Origin of the sequence: Pseudoalteromonas sp. Isolate3, from assembly GCF_022398505.1 — a bacterium.
Classification (GTDB): Bacteria; Pseudomonadota; Gammaproteobacteria; order Enterobacterales; family Alteromonadaceae; genus Pseudoalteromonas; species Pseudoalteromonas apostichopi.
In genome coordinates this window covers 1-16,789 of sequence record NZ_JAKEVN010000095.1, presented here as the reverse complement: position 1 = coordinate 16,789, position 16,789 = coordinate 1, and the positions used below count along the sequence as shown (strand labels likewise).

14 protein-coding genes are annotated in these 16,789 nt (G+C 40.9%); 11 read left to right on the top strand and 3 right to left on the bottom strand.

The window, feature by feature from the left end; genetic code table 11:
* Nucleotides 1-75: 75 nt before the first annotated feature.
* From L1D46_RS15840 to rluB, 4 genes are all read left to right on the top strand, one after another.
* A complete protein-coding gene (locus tag L1D46_RS15840; protein WP_167658596.1) occupies nucleotides 76-507 on the top strand; it encodes an exonuclease III in 432 nt (143 codons plus the stop codon).
* 205 nt (nucleotides 508-712) lie between these two features.
* Nucleotides 713-1,234: an EF-hand domain-containing protein gene (locus tag L1D46_RS15835; protein ID WP_130051725.1), complete on the top strand. Its 522-nt coding sequence runs from the start codon at nucleotides 713-715 to the stop codon at nucleotides 1,232-1,234.
* Nucleotides 1,235-1,365: 131 nt separating this feature from the next.
* On the top strand, nucleotides 1,366-1,956 hold the full coding sequence (gene scpB, locus L1D46_RS15830) for an SMC-Scp complex subunit ScpB (protein WP_130051724.1): 591 nt from the start codon (nucleotides 1,366-1,368) through the stop codon (nucleotides 1,954-1,956).
* The gene (rluB, locus tag L1D46_RS15825; protein ID WP_130051723.1) at nucleotides 1,953-2,825 is read left to right on the top strand and encodes a 23S rRNA pseudouridine(2605) synthase RluB; all 873 of its coding nucleotides are present in this window, start codon (nucleotides 1,953-1,955) and stop codon (nucleotides 2,823-2,825) included. The genes scpB and rluB overlap by 4 nt, the downstream gene beginning before the upstream one ends.
* Before the next feature lie 95 nt (nucleotides 2,826-2,920).
* Here the strand turns inward: rluB and ald are convergent, their stop codons facing one another.
* Nucleotides 2,921-4,042 carry an alanine dehydrogenase gene (gene ald, locus L1D46_RS15820; RefSeq protein ID WP_130051722.1) on the bottom strand — a complete coding sequence of 374 codons (1,122 nt, stop codon included), beginning with the start codon at nucleotides 4,040-4,042 and terminating at the stop codon, nucleotides 2,921-2,923.
* Between the two features lie 142 nt (nucleotides 4,043-4,184).
* Between ald and lrp the strand changes: the two genes are divergently transcribed.
* The 7 genes from lrp to L1D46_RS15785 all read left to right on the top strand — a co-directional run bounded on the left by lrp (nucleotide 4,185) and on the right by L1D46_RS15785 (nucleotide 12,441).
* Entirely contained in the window at nucleotides 4,185-4,664 is a 480-nt protein-coding gene (gene lrp, locus L1D46_RS15815) for a leucine-responsive transcriptional regulator Lrp (RefSeq protein ID WP_130051721.1), read from the top strand.
* 141 nt (nucleotides 4,665-4,805) lie between these two features.
* Nucleotides 4,806-7,298: a DNA translocase FtsK 4TM domain-containing protein gene (locus L1D46_RS15810; RefSeq protein WP_239977853.1), complete on the top strand. Its 2,493-nt coding sequence runs from the start codon at nucleotides 4,806-4,808 to the stop codon at nucleotides 7,296-7,298.
* Nucleotides 7,298-7,924 carry an outer membrane lipoprotein chaperone LolA gene (lolA, locus tag L1D46_RS15805; protein WP_167658594.1) on the top strand — a complete coding sequence of 209 codons (627 nt, stop codon included), beginning with the start codon at nucleotides 7,298-7,300 and terminating at the stop codon, nucleotides 7,922-7,924. The genes L1D46_RS15810 and lolA overlap by 1 nt, the downstream gene beginning before the upstream one ends.
* Before the next feature lie 3 nt (nucleotides 7,925-7,927).
* Nucleotides 7,928-9,265, top strand: coding sequence for a replication-associated recombination protein A (locus L1D46_RS15800; protein ID WP_167658593.1), 1,338 nt, complete (start codon nucleotides 7,928-7,930; stop codon nucleotides 9,263-9,265).
* On the top strand, nucleotides 9,258-9,644 hold the full coding sequence (gene crcB, locus L1D46_RS15795; protein ID WP_130051717.1) for a fluoride efflux transporter CrcB: 387 nt from the start codon (nucleotides 9,258-9,260) through the stop codon (nucleotides 9,642-9,644). Before L1D46_RS15800 ends, crcB begins: the two co-directional genes overlap by 8 nt.
* 9 nt (nucleotides 9,645-9,653) lie before the next feature.
* Nucleotides 9,654-10,958: a serine--tRNA ligase gene (serS, locus tag L1D46_RS15790; protein WP_130051716.1), complete on the top strand. Its 1,305-nt coding sequence runs from the start codon at nucleotides 9,654-9,656 to the stop codon at nucleotides 10,956-10,958.
* A gap of 160 nt (nucleotides 10,959-11,118) precedes the next feature.
* On the top strand, nucleotides 11,119-12,441 hold the full coding sequence (locus L1D46_RS15785; protein ID WP_239977852.1) for an AarF/ABC1/UbiB kinase family protein: 1,323 nt from the start codon (nucleotides 11,119-11,121) through the stop codon (nucleotides 12,439-12,441).
* An 80-nt stretch (nucleotides 12,442-12,521) separates the two neighbouring features.
* Here L1D46_RS15785 and L1D46_RS15780 read toward each other — a convergent pair whose 3' ends face one another.
* Together L1D46_RS15780 and L1D46_RS15775 are read right to left on the bottom strand one after the other, a co-directional pair.
* The gene (locus tag L1D46_RS15780; RefSeq protein ID WP_239977851.1) at nucleotides 12,522-14,891 is read right to left on the bottom strand and encodes an arylsulfatase; all 2,370 of its coding nucleotides are present in this window, start codon (nucleotides 14,889-14,891) and stop codon (nucleotides 12,522-12,524) included.
* A 15-nt stretch (nucleotides 14,892-14,906) separates the two neighbouring features.
* On the bottom strand, nucleotides 14,907-16,139 hold the full coding sequence (locus L1D46_RS15775) for an anaerobic sulfatase maturase (RefSeq protein ID WP_239977850.1): 1,233 nt from the start codon (nucleotides 16,137-16,139) through the stop codon (nucleotides 14,907-14,909).
* Nucleotides 16,140-16,789 lie beyond the last annotated feature (650 nt).

Genomic DNA, 16,789 nt, shown 5'->3' with positions numbered 1-16,789 from the left:
GTTGATCTACTTATTTTTGTTTATATAATGCGCGCAAACCATCCGTTCATATTATGTACTATTTAAAGGTAAACCATGAAAAAACAATTAGTGATGCTTTCTCTTGCATGTATCTCATTTGGCTCATTAGCAAGCAACCCGCACTACTTTTCAGCTGATAACCGTATTGAATCAAAGTTATGTAGCTTAAGTGCGAACGAAGGGTTTACCGCTGCACGTAAAGAAGCAGCAAAGCATGGCATTTCAATGTCTCGTTTTTCAAAAAGCATTTTATGTAACGGTACTGACATCCGTGACATTGCTAAAAAAGCACAATCACAAGAAGCAGCTAAAGCAGCTGTTGAAGTGTTTGCTAAAAATGAGCAAAAAGAAACTCAACTTTGCATCACTGCACTTAAAAAAGGTTTAACACCTGTGCGTGAAAAAATTGGTAACTTAAACACCTTAAAATGTAATGGCGAAGCTGTAACAGACTTCGTTAAGCGTTACCAAAACGCAGCTATCTAATAGCGATATTATGGCTATATGGAAAAGCGCTCTTATGAGCGCTTTTTTTATGAAAAAATTACAGCAAGCTATGAAAAGCTTGCTAAATCATAGGCTTAACCTTAGCTTAACTGTTTTGTAAGTGCTTGATTTTAGTCAGTAAGACATTTTGGCATTCAACTTGTAATAGTCAAAGTGAATCTAATCGACTACAAGGAAATGTCTTATGAACAAGTTAACTCTAGCATCAACAATTTTGGCAGCATTAAGCCTATCAGCATGTTCTGCAAGTAACTCTTTAGCAAAAATCGACAGTGATTTTGGTAGCCTAGATAATGACAATGACGGTTATATCTCTAAAGTAGAAGCTGATGACGATGCAATTTGGGATCATTTTTCAAATATCGATACCAACATGGATGAGCAAATTAGCCGCACTGAATTTAATACTTATATGCAGTTAAATACAGGTAAAGTGGCAACTGATAGCGAGGTGTCTGAATCAGCATTTAAAGCAGAAATCGCTAGATTTGACCGCATCGAAAATGACTTTAAATCGTTAGATAACGATAAAAATGGTTATGTATCAATTGAAGAAGCAGATGACGACGACATCGCAAATCATTTTGGCTATATGGATAGCAACAAAGATAAGCGTGTAAGTCGTACTGAATTTATCAACTACATTAGCAAATATGGCAGCGATGTTGCCGAAGATGATGCCCTTGAAATGGTTAAAAACAGCTAATTTCATTATTCATTTTTGAAATATCCCCCAAAGCCAGTGTTTTACACTGGCTTTTTTATAATAATTTTTCCAACCTTGGCTGACTTCTGTCATAATAGAGCGTTAGTGATTTAAAATGACCTTTAGTAACGATGGCCACAAAACGTATCAGTGATGAACAGTTAGTCGAAATCATAGAAGCTGCGATTTTTGTTGCTGGAAAACCCGTGTCTAAACGGCATTTAAAAGAAACAGTATTAGCTGATTTAAGCGTATCTATGCCACGCATTAATAATGCAATTGAACAGATTCAAACGCATTATCAAACCAGAGGTATCAAGCTTGTTGCAGTAGGTAGCGGTTATAGATTTCAGGCCTGTGCGAGTTTAGCACCTTGGCTGGCAAACTTATGGCAAGAGCGCGCACCTAAATACTCAAGAGCACTATTAGAAACTTTATCCTTGATTGCCTACAGGCAACCTATTACCCGTGGTGAAATTGAACAAGTACGGGGAGTAACCGTTGGCTCAGGGATTATTAAAACCTTATTAGAAAGAGAGTGGGTAAGGGTTGTGGGCCACAAAGAAGTGCCAGGTCGCCCTGCTTTGTATGCAACAACATCCGCTTTCTTAGACTATTTTTCATTAGCTGGTTTAGATGAATTACCACCATTACCTGAACTTCAGGAGAGTAAAATCAACCAGCTATTGAGCGATCCTTCTGTGAGAGAACTATCTGAATGAGTAATTTAGAAACTGAAAAGTTACAAAAAGTATTAGCCCGTGCAGGCGTGGGTTCACGTCGTGAAATGGAAAAATACATCGATGCCAACCGCGTGAGCGTGAATGGTAAAGTGGCGCGTTTAGGCGACCGTGTAGAAACAACCGATGTGATTCGTGTTGACGGTCACGTGGTAAAAATTGAAGACAAAGCTGACCGTATTTGTCGTGTGCTTATGTATAACAAACCAGAAGGTGAGTTATGTACACGTAAAGATCCGGAAGGCCGCCGTACGGTATTTGATCGCTTACCACGTGTTGATGGCGAGCGCTGGATAGCGGTAGGTCGTTTAGATATTAATACCGCAGGTTTAATGCTGTTCACCAATGACGGTGAACTTGCAAATCGTTTAATGCACCCAAGTTACGAAGTAGAGCGTGAATACTCTGCTCGTGTATTTGGCGAAGTAACTAATGATACGCTGCGCACTTTAACAAAAGGTGTTGAACTTGATGATGGCCCTGCAAAATTCTTGAACATCAAACCTATGGGTGGTGAGGGGATCAATCGTTGGTTCAATGTCACATTAACTGAAGGTCGTAACCGCGAAGTACGTCGTTTATGGCAATCACAAGATGTTGAAGTATCGCGTCTTATCCGTATTCGTTACGGTAAGTTAGAGCTTGATAAGCGCTTACCTCAAGGTGGTTGGGCTGAGCTTGATTTAGATACGGTAAACTATTTACGTAAAACAGTACAACTAGGCCGCGAAACGCAAACTAAGCTGTCGGTTATTCCTGAAAAGCGTAAAGACAAGCGTGCTAAAATTAACCAAATTCGTAAGGCGGTTAAAAAGCACAATCAACGCGCTAAACAAACTAAACGTCGTTAATCAATAATATAGCGGTTTGCAGATAAAGCGATTTATTTGCAAACTGGCATAAAAAAAGCAGCGATATCGCTGCTTTTTTTGTTTCACAATGCTAATTAAGCATTTTCAACAGCTGTACGTGGGTCAACATATTCCATGTTGAAAGCTTCAGCTACTTCTTTATAAGTAACTTGGCCTTTGATCACGTTTAAGCCTTTTAAGAAGTTTGCATCGTCAAGAAGCGCTTTCTTGTAGCCTTTGTTAGCAAGGTTGATGATGAACGGTAATGTTGCGTTGTTAAGTGCAAACGTCGAAGTACGTGGTACAGCACCTGGCATGTTAGCAACACAGTAGTGAACAACTTCATCAACGATGAAAGTAGGATCAGCATGAGTTGTCGCTTTAGAAGTTGCGATACAACCACCTTGGTCGATTGCAACGTCAACGATTGCAGAACCAGGTTTCATTGCTTTGATGTGCTCAGCCGTAACTAGTTTAGGCGCTGCAGCACCAGGGATTAATACGCCACCGATCACAAGGTCAGCTTCTAGTACGTGTTTTTCTAACGCGTCAGCTGTAGAGTAGATAGCTTTAACTTTATTACCGAACTGCGCATCTAATGCACGTAATACATCGATGTTGCGGTCAAGAACAACAACATCAGCACCTAGGCCAACAGCCATTTGCGCTGCGCTACGACCAACCATGCCGCCGCCGATAACAACTACTTTAGCTGGCTCAACACCTGGTACACCACCAAGTAACATACCACGGCCGTGGTTTGCTTTTTCAAGCGCTTGTGCACCAGCTTGAATAGACATACGACCTGCAACTTCACTCATAGGAGCTAGAAGTGGTAAACCGCCACGTGAATCAGTTACTGTTTCGTAAGCGATACATACTGCGCCACTTTTAACAAGGTCTTCAGTTTGTGGAAGATCCGGTGCTAAGTGAAGGTAAGTAAATAGAATTTGGTCTTCGCGTAACATAGCACGCTCAACAGCTTGTGGCTCTTTTACTTTAACGATCATTTCAGCTTTAGCAAAAACGTCTGCTGCTGTTGGTAAAATTTCAGCACCAGCCGCAATATAATCTTCATTCGTAAAGCCAATGCCCATACCAGCATCAGTCTCAACAAACACTTGGTGGCCATGGTTTACTAGTTCACGAACACTCGCAGGAACCATACCTACACGGTATTCATGGTTTTTGATTTCTTTAGGTACACCAATAATCATAGTTTTTCGCCTTAATAGAACGGGATAAAATTTTTGACTATTATATTCATGACTAGCCAGTGTGTCTCACCTTTTTTTAATGAGCTTCTAGTGATATAATCTAAAAATAACTTAAAAACAGTGCAAAACTCTGGTTTGGCTTATGCATCAATTACTCGACAGAATAGACCGTAAAATATTAATGGAATTACAGCACGATGGTCGGATCTCTAACGTAGAGCTGGCAAGGCGTGTAGGGCTAAGTGCCACCCCTTGTTTAGAGCGTGTAAAAAAGCTTGAAAGGGAGGGGTATATACTCGGATATAAAGCGGTAGTAGATCCTGCTAAGCTTGGGCAGGGTTTATCCGTTTATGTAGAAGTGACCATCACCAAAACATCACCTGATGTGTTCGAAGAGTTTAATGCCGCTGTTAAAAAGCACGACGAAATTATTGAATGTCACTTGGTGTCGGGTAATTTCGACTTTTTATTAAAAACGCGGGTAAATGATATGTCGGAATATCGAAATGTACTAGGCGATATTCTACTAAAACTACCTAATGTCAGTGAAAGCCGAACGTATGTGGTAATGGAAGAAGTAAAAGGTGAAGAAGGGGTCATTATTCGCCCATATATTGCTTAAACTGTTAAAATACACATAGAGTAACAAAAACTTGTTCATTATCAGTCCATCAAGGCTAAGATAAAGTGCATCAAACGGCATTTCCTGCTAAGGTATTTCACTGCTAATCGATCAGTAAAGAATAATAAGGAATAGGGAGCTATGCGCCTAAATGGTGTTCAAAGACTGTTAGAAACGGGGCTAATCATCAGCACCTTTGCTGCAGTATTTATTTTATGTGCATTAATCAGTTTTGATCCTGCCGACCCTTCATGGTCGCAAACCGGTGAATTTGTTAATGTTAAGAATATTACCGGCACTGCGGGGGCCTGGGTTGCAGATATCCTATTACTCACTTTTGGTTGGCTTGCTTATTTAGTCCCTGTTGCTATTCAATTATTTGGTTATTTATTGTTTAAACAGCCACATCGTATTTTTCAGCTTGATTACACCACGCTTGCCTTACGTGTCATTGGCTTTGCGCTGTTTATTACTTCAGCGACTGCCATTAGCAGCATTAACTTCGACGATATTTATAACTTCTCATCTGGTGGGGTAGTAGGGGATGTCATTGCAACAGCAATGATGCCGACCTTTAATTTTACCGGCACCTCGATTCTATTACTATGCTTTTTCTTTGCTGGATTAACCCTATTAACGGGGATTTCTTGGGTACAATTTGTCGATTTTGTCGGCAAGTGGGTAATGAAATTATTCTACTTTTTACGTGAGCAATTTTCTGCTTGGATGCACCGTGAAAAAGAAGCTGTTAAAGATGTCGCCACCACAGAGCCTGACGCCAACTTTGTAGAACCAGAAAACGAGCCAGCTATTAGCTTCAATGATGCTGATGAAGATGAGCCAAAAGCGACCAAGCAACAGCAAAAGTCTGCTGAAAAAGCAGATGAAGACTTCAAAGGCTTTGATGAGCTTGATGATATTCTTGACCAAGAAATTGGATTCAGTGCTCTTGATGATGAATCATTCGATACCGTATCGGCACTTAATGCGCTTGATCAGAGCCCTGTAGTAGAGCAAGAAAAGCCTGTAACAACGGTTGTTTCGCCTGCTCGCCCAATGCCTAAACCAAAACCTGCGTATCAGCCACCACCAACAGCGAAAGAAAAATTCGAAGCCATGCTCGAAGAGCAACCGCCTGTAAATCCGTTACCATCGCTGGATTTATTAGATCGTCCAGATAAAGCGAAAAACCCATTATCACAAGAAGAATTAGATGGTATTTCTCGTTTAGTTGAAACCAAATTACTTGATTTTAACATTCAAGCTGCGGTTGTGGGTGTATACCCAGGTCCGGTTGTAACGCGTTTTGAGCTTGATTTAGCGCCGGGTATTAAAGTAGCTAAAATCACTGGCTTAGCTAAAGATTTAGCGCGTTCACTCTCTGCAGTAAGCGTACGTGTTGTAGAAGTTATTCCGGGTAAAACTTATGTTGGTTTAGAGTTACCTAACAAACATCGTGAAATCGTGCGTTTAAGTGAAGTTATTAACGCACCTAAATTTGAATCAAACCCATCACCACTGACTATGGTGTTAGGTAAAGACATTGCTGGCGAGCCAGTGTGTGCTGACCTTGGCAAAATGCCACATTTACTTGTTGCGGGTACAACTGGTTCAGGTAAGTCAGTGGGCGTTAATGTAATGATATTAAGCTTACTATACAAATCGGGCCCTGATGATGTTCGTATGATCATGATCGACCCGAAAATGCTTGAACTTTCTGTGTACGAAGGCATCCCACATTTATTATGTGAAGTTGTTACTGACATGAAAGAAGCAGCCAATGCATTGCGTTGGTGTGTAGGCGAAATGGAACGTCGTTATAAGCTGATGTCGGCACTTGGGGTGCGTAACTTAAAAGGTTACAACCAAAAAGTGTTGGATGCCAAAGAAGCGGGTCAACCAATTCTAGATCCACTGTTTAAAGATACCGACGGTATGGCCGATGGCCCTGAAGAGCTAGATAAACTACCAAGTATTGTGGTGGTTATTGACGAATTTGCCGACATGATGATGATCGTGGGTAAAAAAGTGGAAGAGCTGATTGCACGTATCGCACAAAAAGCCCGTGCTGCAGGTATTCACTTAGTGTTAGCAACACAACGCCCATCGGTTGACGTTATTACAGGTTTGATTAAAGCGAATATTCCAACACGTATGGCGTTCCAAGTTTCAAGTAAAATTGATTCGCGTACCATTTTAGATCAGCAAGGTGCTGAAAACTTACTTGGTATGGGTGACATGCTTTACTTACCGCCAGGTACTAGTGTACCAGTGCGTGTGCATGGCGCGTTTGTTGACGACCACGAAGTTCATGCGGTCGTAGATGATTGGAAAAAACGTGGCAAACCAAATTATATAGATGAAATTTTGAGTGGCGATGCCACAGAAGAAATTCTACTACCAGGAGAAACCAGTGAAGACGGTGATGAAGAGTCAGATCCGCTTTACGATGAAGCAGTATCATTTGTAATTGAAACCGGCAAAGTGTCGGTATCGAGTGTACAGCGTAAGCTTCGTGTAGGTTATAACCGCGCAGCTCGTTTAGTTGAACAAATGGAAACATCAGGCATTGTTAGCGCACCAGGACATAACGGTGCCCGCGAGGTCTTAGTGCCAAATGGTGGAGCAAATTAATGAAAAAGATTAAATACCTAGCCCTAATTGTGGGCTGTTTATTAAGCGGTCAAAGTTTTGCAGACGACAGCGAAGCATTGCAACAACAACTGGCTGCGATTAAAAGTTTTAAAGCAGAGTTTTCGCAGCAAGTTACCGATTCGCAAGGCGAAGCTATCATGCAAGGTGAAGGGAATATTGCTCTTCAACAACCTATGATGATCCGCTGGCAACAGCAAAGCCCAGACGATACCTTGTTTGTATCGAATGGCGACAAAACTTATTACTTCGATAGCTTTGCTGAGCAAGTAACGATTATGAATACCCACAGCTTGATTGATTCAACACCGTTTGTATTGTTGACCTCTAAAGATCCTGAGCAGTGGGCTAAATACCAAGTTGTGGCAACCGATGCAGGCTTTAGCGTAACACCAAACAAAGGCGTTGAGAGCCAAGTTGAAAAGTTAGACATTAGCTTTAATGCTAAAGAACAAGGCCTAGCATCACTGACAGTATTAGATACCTCTGGTCAGCAGTCTTTATTTACCTTTAAAGATGCTAAAGTAAACGAAGCACTTGCAACTCAAACCTTTGAATTTACCATTCCTGAGGGCGTTGAAGTTGACGACCAAAGCCAAGGTGATTAAGGCTTGAGTAATCTCGGATTTAATTTTGGTCCTGATGTGCGCCCACTTGCGGCGCGCATGCGACCCGAAACACTCAATGACTACATAGGTCAGCAGCACCTTTTAAGCCCCGATAAACCTCTTTACCAAGCCATTCTTGCAGGTCGATGCCACAGCCTCATTTTGTGGGGGCCGCCAGGCGTTGGTAAAACTACGTTAGCGCAAATTATTGCGAACCATGCCGATGCAAGCCTTATTCAAATGTCGGCGGTCACAGCAGGTGTCAAAGACATTCGTGAAGCGGTAAGCGAAGCAAAAGCAAATCTTGCAGGGCGAGGACAACGCACCTTACTGTTTGTCGACGAAGTGCATCGCTTTAATAAATCTCAGCAAGATGCATTCTTACCACATATTGAAGATGGTACTTTTATTTTTGTTGGCGCGACCACCGAAAACCCATCATTTGCACTTAATAACGCAATACTTTCTCGTGCCCGTGTTTATGTATTAAAAGCACTTAAGCAAGCCGATTTATTTACTGTGATTGAGCGCGCTTTACGCGAAGACGTTGAGCTAAGCCAAAAACACATTGAAATTGCCGATAACGCCAAACAAGCACTTTGCCAAGCAAGTGATGGCGATGCTCGTAAAGTGCTTAACTTACTAGAACAAGCTGTTGATTTAACCACTGAGCAGCAGGGCAAATACCTTGTTGATCAACATGTTTTAAGCCAAGTTCTACCAACTCACTTAGCCAAGTACGACAAAGGCGGCGATGAGTTCTACGACTTAATTTCAGCGTTTCATAAATCGGTGCGTGGTAGTTCTCCTGATGGCGCCTTATATTGGTACTGCCGAATTTTAGCAGGTGGCGGCGACCCGCTTTATGTAGCTAGGCGTTTATTAGCGATTGCTACAGAGGATATCGGCAATGCCGACCCACGTGCAATGGAAGTAGCACTAAATGCATGGGATATTTTTCAACGTGTTGGTCCAAGTGAAGGTGAGCGCGCTATAGCTCAGGCCACCATTTACTTAGCCAGCGCACCGAAAAGTAACGCGGTGTATATGGCGTTTAATCAAGCAATGCAAGATGCTAAAAATGAACCGAGTTATCCTGTGCCAGAGCATTTACGTAATGCGCCAACAAGTTTAATGAAAGATTTAGGCTATGGTGCAGAATATCGTTATGCACACAATGAAGAAGGCGCATTTGCTGCTGGCGAGAAGTATTTCCCAGAAGCAATTCATGATCGACAGTATTACTTCCCAACAGATCGCGGGCTTGAACAAAAAATAAAACAAAAGCTGGAATATTTAACCCAGCGCAACGAGCAAAGTGATATTAAACGTTATGAATAGTTTGAAACTTTACATGATGATTGCAATGGGTGGTGCTTCTGGGGCGTGTTTGCGCTATTTTCTTAGCGAAACCATGCTAAAACTGCTCGGTAGGGGATTCCCTTTTGGCACGTTGACAGTTAATATTCTTGGTTCATTGTTAATGGGCATATTATACGGCTTGATTGAAAAAGAAATAATCGCTGTTAGCCCCGCTAAAACCTTAATTGGTATTGGCTTTTTAGGTGCATTGACCACCTTTTCAACATTCTCAATGGATTCGTTGTTGCTAATGCAACAAGGTCACTTTTTTAAAATGGCCCTCAATATCACCTTAAACGTGGTGGTGTGTATATTTATGGCTTGGCTGGGCCTTCAGCTGGTAATGCAAAAAGGTTAAAAATCAAACATGTTAGATTCTAAATATTTACGTCAAGATATCGAACAAGCGGCTGCACGTTTAGCAACACGTGGTTTCGAACTTGATATTGCAGCGGTAACTGCACTTGAAGAAAAACGCAAAACATTACAAGTAAAAACGCAAGAACTTCAAAGCGAGCGTAATGCAAGTTCCAAAGCTATCGGCCAAGCAAAAGCGAAAGGCGAGCACGAGAAAGCACAACAGTTGCTTGATTCAGTAAGTACTCTTGGTGACCAACTAGACAGCGTTAAAGCAGAGCAAGACGCTGTATTAGAAGAGCTTAAGCAAATCGCGCTAGCTATTCCAAACTTACCTGATGAGTCTGTGCCAGTTGGTGAAGACGAAGAGCAAAACGTTGAAATTTTAACGTGGGGCACGCCTAAGTCATATGATTTTGAAGTAAAAGATCACGTAGATGTTGGTCAAGACGTAAACGGCCTAGACTTTGAAATGGGTGTTAAAATCAGTGGCGCACGTTTTACTGTTATGCGCGGCCAAGTGGCCCGTATGCACCGTGCTCTTACTCAGTTTATGCTTGATACGCACACAGAGCAAAATGGCTACACAGAAATGTATGTGCCTTACCTAGTAAATAGCGCAAGCTTATACGGTACAAGCCAATTACCTAAGTTTGCCGGTGACTTATTCCATACATTAGGTTTAGTGGATGACGACGGTCAGCAACAACCTGGTTTTAGCTTAATTCCAACTGCTGAAGTACCGCTTACAAACAGTGCCCGTGACGAAATCTACGACGAAAGCGATTTACCAATTCGCTTAACTGCTCACACACCATGTTTCCGTAGTGAAGCTGGTAGCTATGGTCGTGATACACGTGGTCTTATTCGTCAACACCAATTCGACAAAGTTGAATTAGTACAACTTGTAAAACCAGAAGATTCAATGCAAGCACTAGAAGAACTAACAGGTCACGCTGAGCAAATCTTACAAGCATTAGAGCTTCCTTACCGTAAAGTAATTTTATGTACGGGTGATATGGGCTTTGGCGCAGCAAAAACTTACGATTTAGAAGTTTGGTTACCTGCACAAAACACCTATCGTGAAATCTCATCATGTTCAAACATGGTTGATTTCCAAGCGCGTCGTATGCAAGCGCGTTTCCGTCGTCAAGGCGAGAAAAAGCCAGAGTTACTACACACACTAAACGGTTCAGGTTTAGCGGTTGGTCGTACACTTGTAGCAATCTTAGAGAACTACCAACAAGCTGACGGCTCGATTGTTGTTCCAGAAGTATTACGCCCATATATGGGTGGCTTAGAAGTTATTAAATAACTTTAATTATTCTGAGCTTTAAAGCCGCATCGGGAAACCATGCGGCTTTTTTGTTGGCTAAATTAAATAGAACAAAAGAGAGTAAAGCGATTAAGCTAAAGTCGATCTAAACCTCGACAATCAACGTATTCAAAGCATTAAGTTAATAGTGTGAAGCAATATGAGTAATAAACAAAAGTCTGTGCCAACATCACGGTTTTCACGCGCTGCTCGGCTTGGTTCTTTAGCTGGTAAAGTCGCGGGTAATATGTTGTTTGAAGGCACAAAAGCATGGGCTATGGGTAAGCAAACATCACGACAAGAGTTATTGTTACAGCCAAAAAATATTCAACGCTTTGCAGAGCAACTTGCAAACCTGCGTGGCGCAGCAATGAAATTGGGGCAGCTACTGTCTATGGACAGTGGCGAATTACTTACACCTGAGCTATCTGAAATCTTAGCAAGGCTGCGTGCAGAGGCGACAGCTATGCCGCAAAAGCAGCTAGTTAAAGTAATGCGTGAGCATTGGGGCGATGCATGGCTAGAGCACTTATCGCACTTTGAACTCAGACCATTTGCTGCAGCATCGATAGGGCAAGTGCATATTGCTTACCGAGAATCGGGCGAAAAACTAGCAGTTAAAGTGCAATACCCAGGTATTGCAAAAGGTATCGCCAGTGATGTTGATAACTTAGCTTACCTTCTTAAGCTTAGTGGCTTATTACCCAAAGAGGTAGAAATACAGCCTCTTATCGATGAAGCAAAACAACAGCTTATAAACGAAGCTGACTACGAATTAGAAGCTAATTATTTAAAACGCTACAGCGAGTGTTTAAAGGGTGACGACAATTACCTTATTCCAAATGTGGTAGATTCGCTTAGTTCCTCTCAAGTGTTAGTCATGAGCTTTGTTGAAGGACAAGAGCTAGATGAACTGGCAACCACAGAGCAAGCGCTACGTAATAAAGCGGTTGAACAGTTACTAAGCCTATTTTTACGTGAATTATTTAGCTTTAAACTAGTTCAAACAGATCCAAATTTTGCCAACTATCAATATCAAATCGACAATCAACGCTTAGTGCTTTTAGACTTTGGCGCTACCCGTGAGCTACCTCAGCATATTAGTGATAGCTACTTACAGTTATTATCTGCTGCAATAAATAATGACAGAGCAGGGGTTGCAACAGCTGCACAGCATATTGGCTATTTTCAACCAGGGCTAGCTCAAGAATATATAGATAATGTTGTCGAGATATTTCTACTTGCCTGCGAGCCACTGCGCCATCAAGGTGAGTATGATTTTGCAAATAGCGACTTACCAAAACGCATCAAAGAACTCGGCATAAAAATGAGTACAGCCTCTGAGCACTGGCACGCGCCCCCTGTAGATGCCTTATTTGTTCACAGAAAACTTGCAGGCCTGTTTTTAATCGCTGCAAAGCTAGGCGCAAAAGTGAATGTAAACAGTATTTTTGAAGAGTTTAAGCGGCAGAAGAGTAGATAATATATCAAAGTAGGTTAATCAAAAGTCCCGCAAATGAAATGCGGGACTCTTAGAGTTAACCTTTATCTATTGCATCTTATCTATTGAACAATAGAAGTCGTTACCTGTTCTATTTTTTTGTTAAAAGTAAAAGGGGCTTCATAGTCAAGACTTACGGCACCACCCTCATCTTCACCAATACCCACACCATCATCAAGTGAGAATAAGCTGGCAATTGTATTTGGGATCAGCTTTTTAGCTGCAAGTTTGCCGTTAACGTATAAGTATACATTACCACCTTTTCCTAAACCTGCGGCGTTCCCTTTACCCCCTTTGCCATCTTCATCATAACGAAACTCAACTTTGATCTCATTTTCACCTTTTTTGAGTTCCGAACCAGAGACTTTAGTATACTCATACGTCAACCAATTATACTCGAATGTTGGTACTCCGTTTTTAACAAATAAAGTCCAACCAGCGAAGTTACCGCCTTGTGCAATAACAACACCATTGGTGTTTTTCACATCATCAGTAATGACTTTTGCAACTAAATCAAAAGATTTATTTTTGATATTTAAAAAAGAGTTTTCAGGAATACCTTTAGCCCCTTCATATAAAGTCAAACTCTGTTTACCAAACATCGCATCGGGTCGACCAGCTATTTCTGCATTCATACGCTCAAGCGTGCGGTCATCAATTGGGTAAACATGATTCTTTTGTGCTTCTTTATCGAAAAGCTTTTTCATTTCTTTGAGTTTCTTGGGGTACTTATCAGCTAAATTGTTAGAAAGAGACCAATCCTGTGTGGTGTCAAACAACTCCCACTCATCTTTTTGCAAGGTAGTGAAGTTCGCTGATGATTCGGTTAATGCCCAATGTGTAACCCTTGCTAACCAGCCATCTTTGTAAATAGCTCGATTACCAGCAAGCTCAAAGTATTGAACTTTGTGATCTGTTTCTGCATCGGGGTTGTTAAATGATTGCGCAAAACTCACCCCAGCCATAGGGATTTGCTTAATACCTTCGACTTTCTTAGGAAAAGGAAGTTTAGCTGTTTCTAATACTGTCGGAGCGATATCAACGACATGTGACCACTGGCTACGGATGTTTTGACCATTCTTTTTAATGCCATGAGGCCAACTTACTACCATGGCGTTTCGTGTACCGCCATAATCTGATGCCATGCCCTTAGTCCATACAAAAGGCGAATCACCAGCGACAGCCCAACCTGAAGCGTAATGTGGAAAACTTTCTGGCCCACCGAGTTTTTCGATATTTTCCAGAGCATATGAAGACGGTTCGTCAATGCCATTATAGAAAGCTAGCGAGTTGAAGCTACCATTTCTATTCCCCTCTGCACTTGCTCCATTGTCCCCTACGATGTAGAAAATTAGGGTGTTGTCGAACTCGCCATTTTTCTTAAGTGTTTCAACAACTCGACCTATTTCATGATCCGTATGTGCTAAATAGCCAGCATATACTTCCATTTGTCGTTCAAATACACGCTTTTCGTCAGCAGTGAGCGAATCCCATCTAGGAACAAAATCTGGCATGGGCGGCAGTACCGTATTTTTCGGAATAATGTTATTTGCTTTTTGTCGCTCAAATGTTTCTTGTCTCAATTTATCCCAGCCCATTGAGAACTTACCTTTGTACTTATCAATCCATTCTTTGGGAGCATGATGCGGCGCATGTACGGCGCCAGGCGCATAGTAAATAAAGAAGGGTTTATCGGCATTATAACTTTGTTCTAAATTTAGCCATTCAATGGTTTTGTCTGTCATATCCTCAGTAAAGTGATAATCTTTCTTACGTGGCGTTTTTATGCGAGTAATACCATCAATTAATACTGGTTGATATTGGTCCGTTTCCCCACCAAAAAAGCCATAAAACTTATCAAACCCGACTTCTTTTGGCCATAAGGTTTGAACCCCAGCTGGACCTGTTTCCCATGCTGGGATCTCATGGTTTTTACCAAACATAGCCGTGCTATAACCGTTGTATTTCAAAATTTTAGGTAATGCTGCGATGTAATTAGGTCTTACACCGGTATTTCCAGGAAAAGCTGTTGCCGTCTCGGCAATAGAGCCCATGTTATTTTGGTGATGATTACGTCCTGTTAATATTGCTGTGCGCGTAGCAGAGCTAACGCCAGTCGTATGGAATTGGTTATACATTAAGCCTTGTTTAGCCAGCGCACTTAGCGTTGGCATGTCAACAGCACCACCAAACAGTGATGACTGACTAAAACCAACATCATCGAGTAATATTACAAGTACATTGGGGGCTCCATCTGGTGCTTTCACACGGGATGTTGGATCTGGTCGCTGTACATCTCTAACATCTAATTGAGAGTAAGTTTGAGGTCTTACATCCGGAATTGGAAGCTGAGTTCTATCAGGTGTGTCAGCACTGGCTATATATGGAGTGAGTGCGCTAGTTAAAACCACTGATTTTTTAATTATATCCATTTAGTTTTATCCCTTTTAATTGTTAGAAGGTTTCAGAATTAACGGACCATTTAATGCTTGCATGACATAACTAGCAGGGTAACCGTTAGCCAGTAATTGAGTCATAGCATGTAAATACTTTTGGATTGAGTTGAAAAAATGAAAATACCCGTCGCACAGAACATTCTCATACTCGCCAGTATCTGCAAGGTAACGATGTTTAGGGCAACCCCCATTACATAACTGACGAACATTACATTTTTTACATCGTTCAGATAAACGAGATTCTTTATTGAAAATATCTTTATTATTTGAAGCAATATCTTGAAAAGAACTCGTCATCACATTACCTATTTTTGACTCGGGATAAGCAACATGATCACAAAAATAAACGTCGCCATTAGCCTCTACGGCATAAGATGAGCCGCAATTTTTTGCGTGAATACAGTTAGGTGAGGGGTTACCAATATATTGAGTTAACGCCTGCTCAAAGTTTAAAATAAAAACCTTACCTACATCTTCTTTGATCCAAAGGTTAAATATATCGACAAGAAACTTTCCGTATTCCTTTGCATCTACAGCCCAAGAAAGTGGGTTATATTTATTTTGTTGGTAGGATTTAGCAGTAGAAAAAATGAGATTACTGGCAAAGTGCTGACCTCGAGATTGTTCATCTTTTGAGGGTAGTGATTCTACAACTGGGGAAAACTGAATATGTTTAATCTTATGCTTACGAAAAAAGGTATAAATTTCTTCACCATGTTGGCAATACTCTTTAGTAACACAAGCTAATACGTTGTATTGCACATTCATTTTCTGTAAAAGCTTAATCGCACTGAGGATCTCGTTGAATGCGCTCTTACCTTGTTTAGTACGGTATTTTGCTTGTAGCCATTCGGGGCCATCTAAGCTAATTCCTACAAGAAAGTTATTTTCTCTAAAAAAACGACACCAATCGTTATTCAATTTGGAGCCATTAGTTTGGATGGTGTTTTTAATAACTTTTTGGCCTGCATATTTTCTTTGAAATTCGACAGCTTTTTCAAAAAAATTAAGCCCAACTAATGTGGGTTCACCGCCGTGCCAAGCAAATTCAACCTCGGGTGTGTTTTGACTATTAATGTAATTACGTACGTATGCTTCGAGAGTATCCTGTTGCATCGACTTATTAGATTTCAGAAGGGTATCTTTCTCTAAGTAAAAACAATATTCACAATCGTAATTACATTTTGAACCTACAACCTTGACGGTGGTATGAAGTCCACTCATAAATATTCCATTATCATGTATGTACCTTTTAAGGTTAGTACGAATTTATTTTTATACAACTGATATATATAAAATTATAATTTTTATTCACAGCATTTATATAAATTGATGTATGGAAAGAAGAAAGTTCAGAAAAACTTTTCTAGCCCTCAGAAAGCCCAAATTGATTAGTTATTTTTGAGGGTTTGAAAAACCTTTTAAAGTAAAAGGCAGTGTGGGTTTCCAGAGTTTTACAAATTTAAATGTGCGCAATACACAGGGAAGCCCAATTAATAGAACTTAATCAAACTTGAAAGTCGCGAAATTTCATGAGCGGAACCTGAGGCGTACCATACATTTTGTCCAAAGGCGTGTTAGAGTGGCTGTCTGCTTCTCGTTCAAACCTATCAGTTAGGAGCAGTTCTATCCTAATTTTTAAAAGCATAAGCTCAGATATAAGGTGCTACAGTTCATTGCCCGTCTATTACACATTATTTATCTGAGATGCTTTTATGAAATTCTATTGTGAGGAAGGTAATAAAGGTGCCATTAGCTGTCTTCCTATATATCCCCCCAATCAACACCTAATCAAACCTAAAAATGAGAAAATAAATTTAGATAAGTATGGTGCGATAAATGTGCGATATAAATAAAGGAATCTATGGTTAATG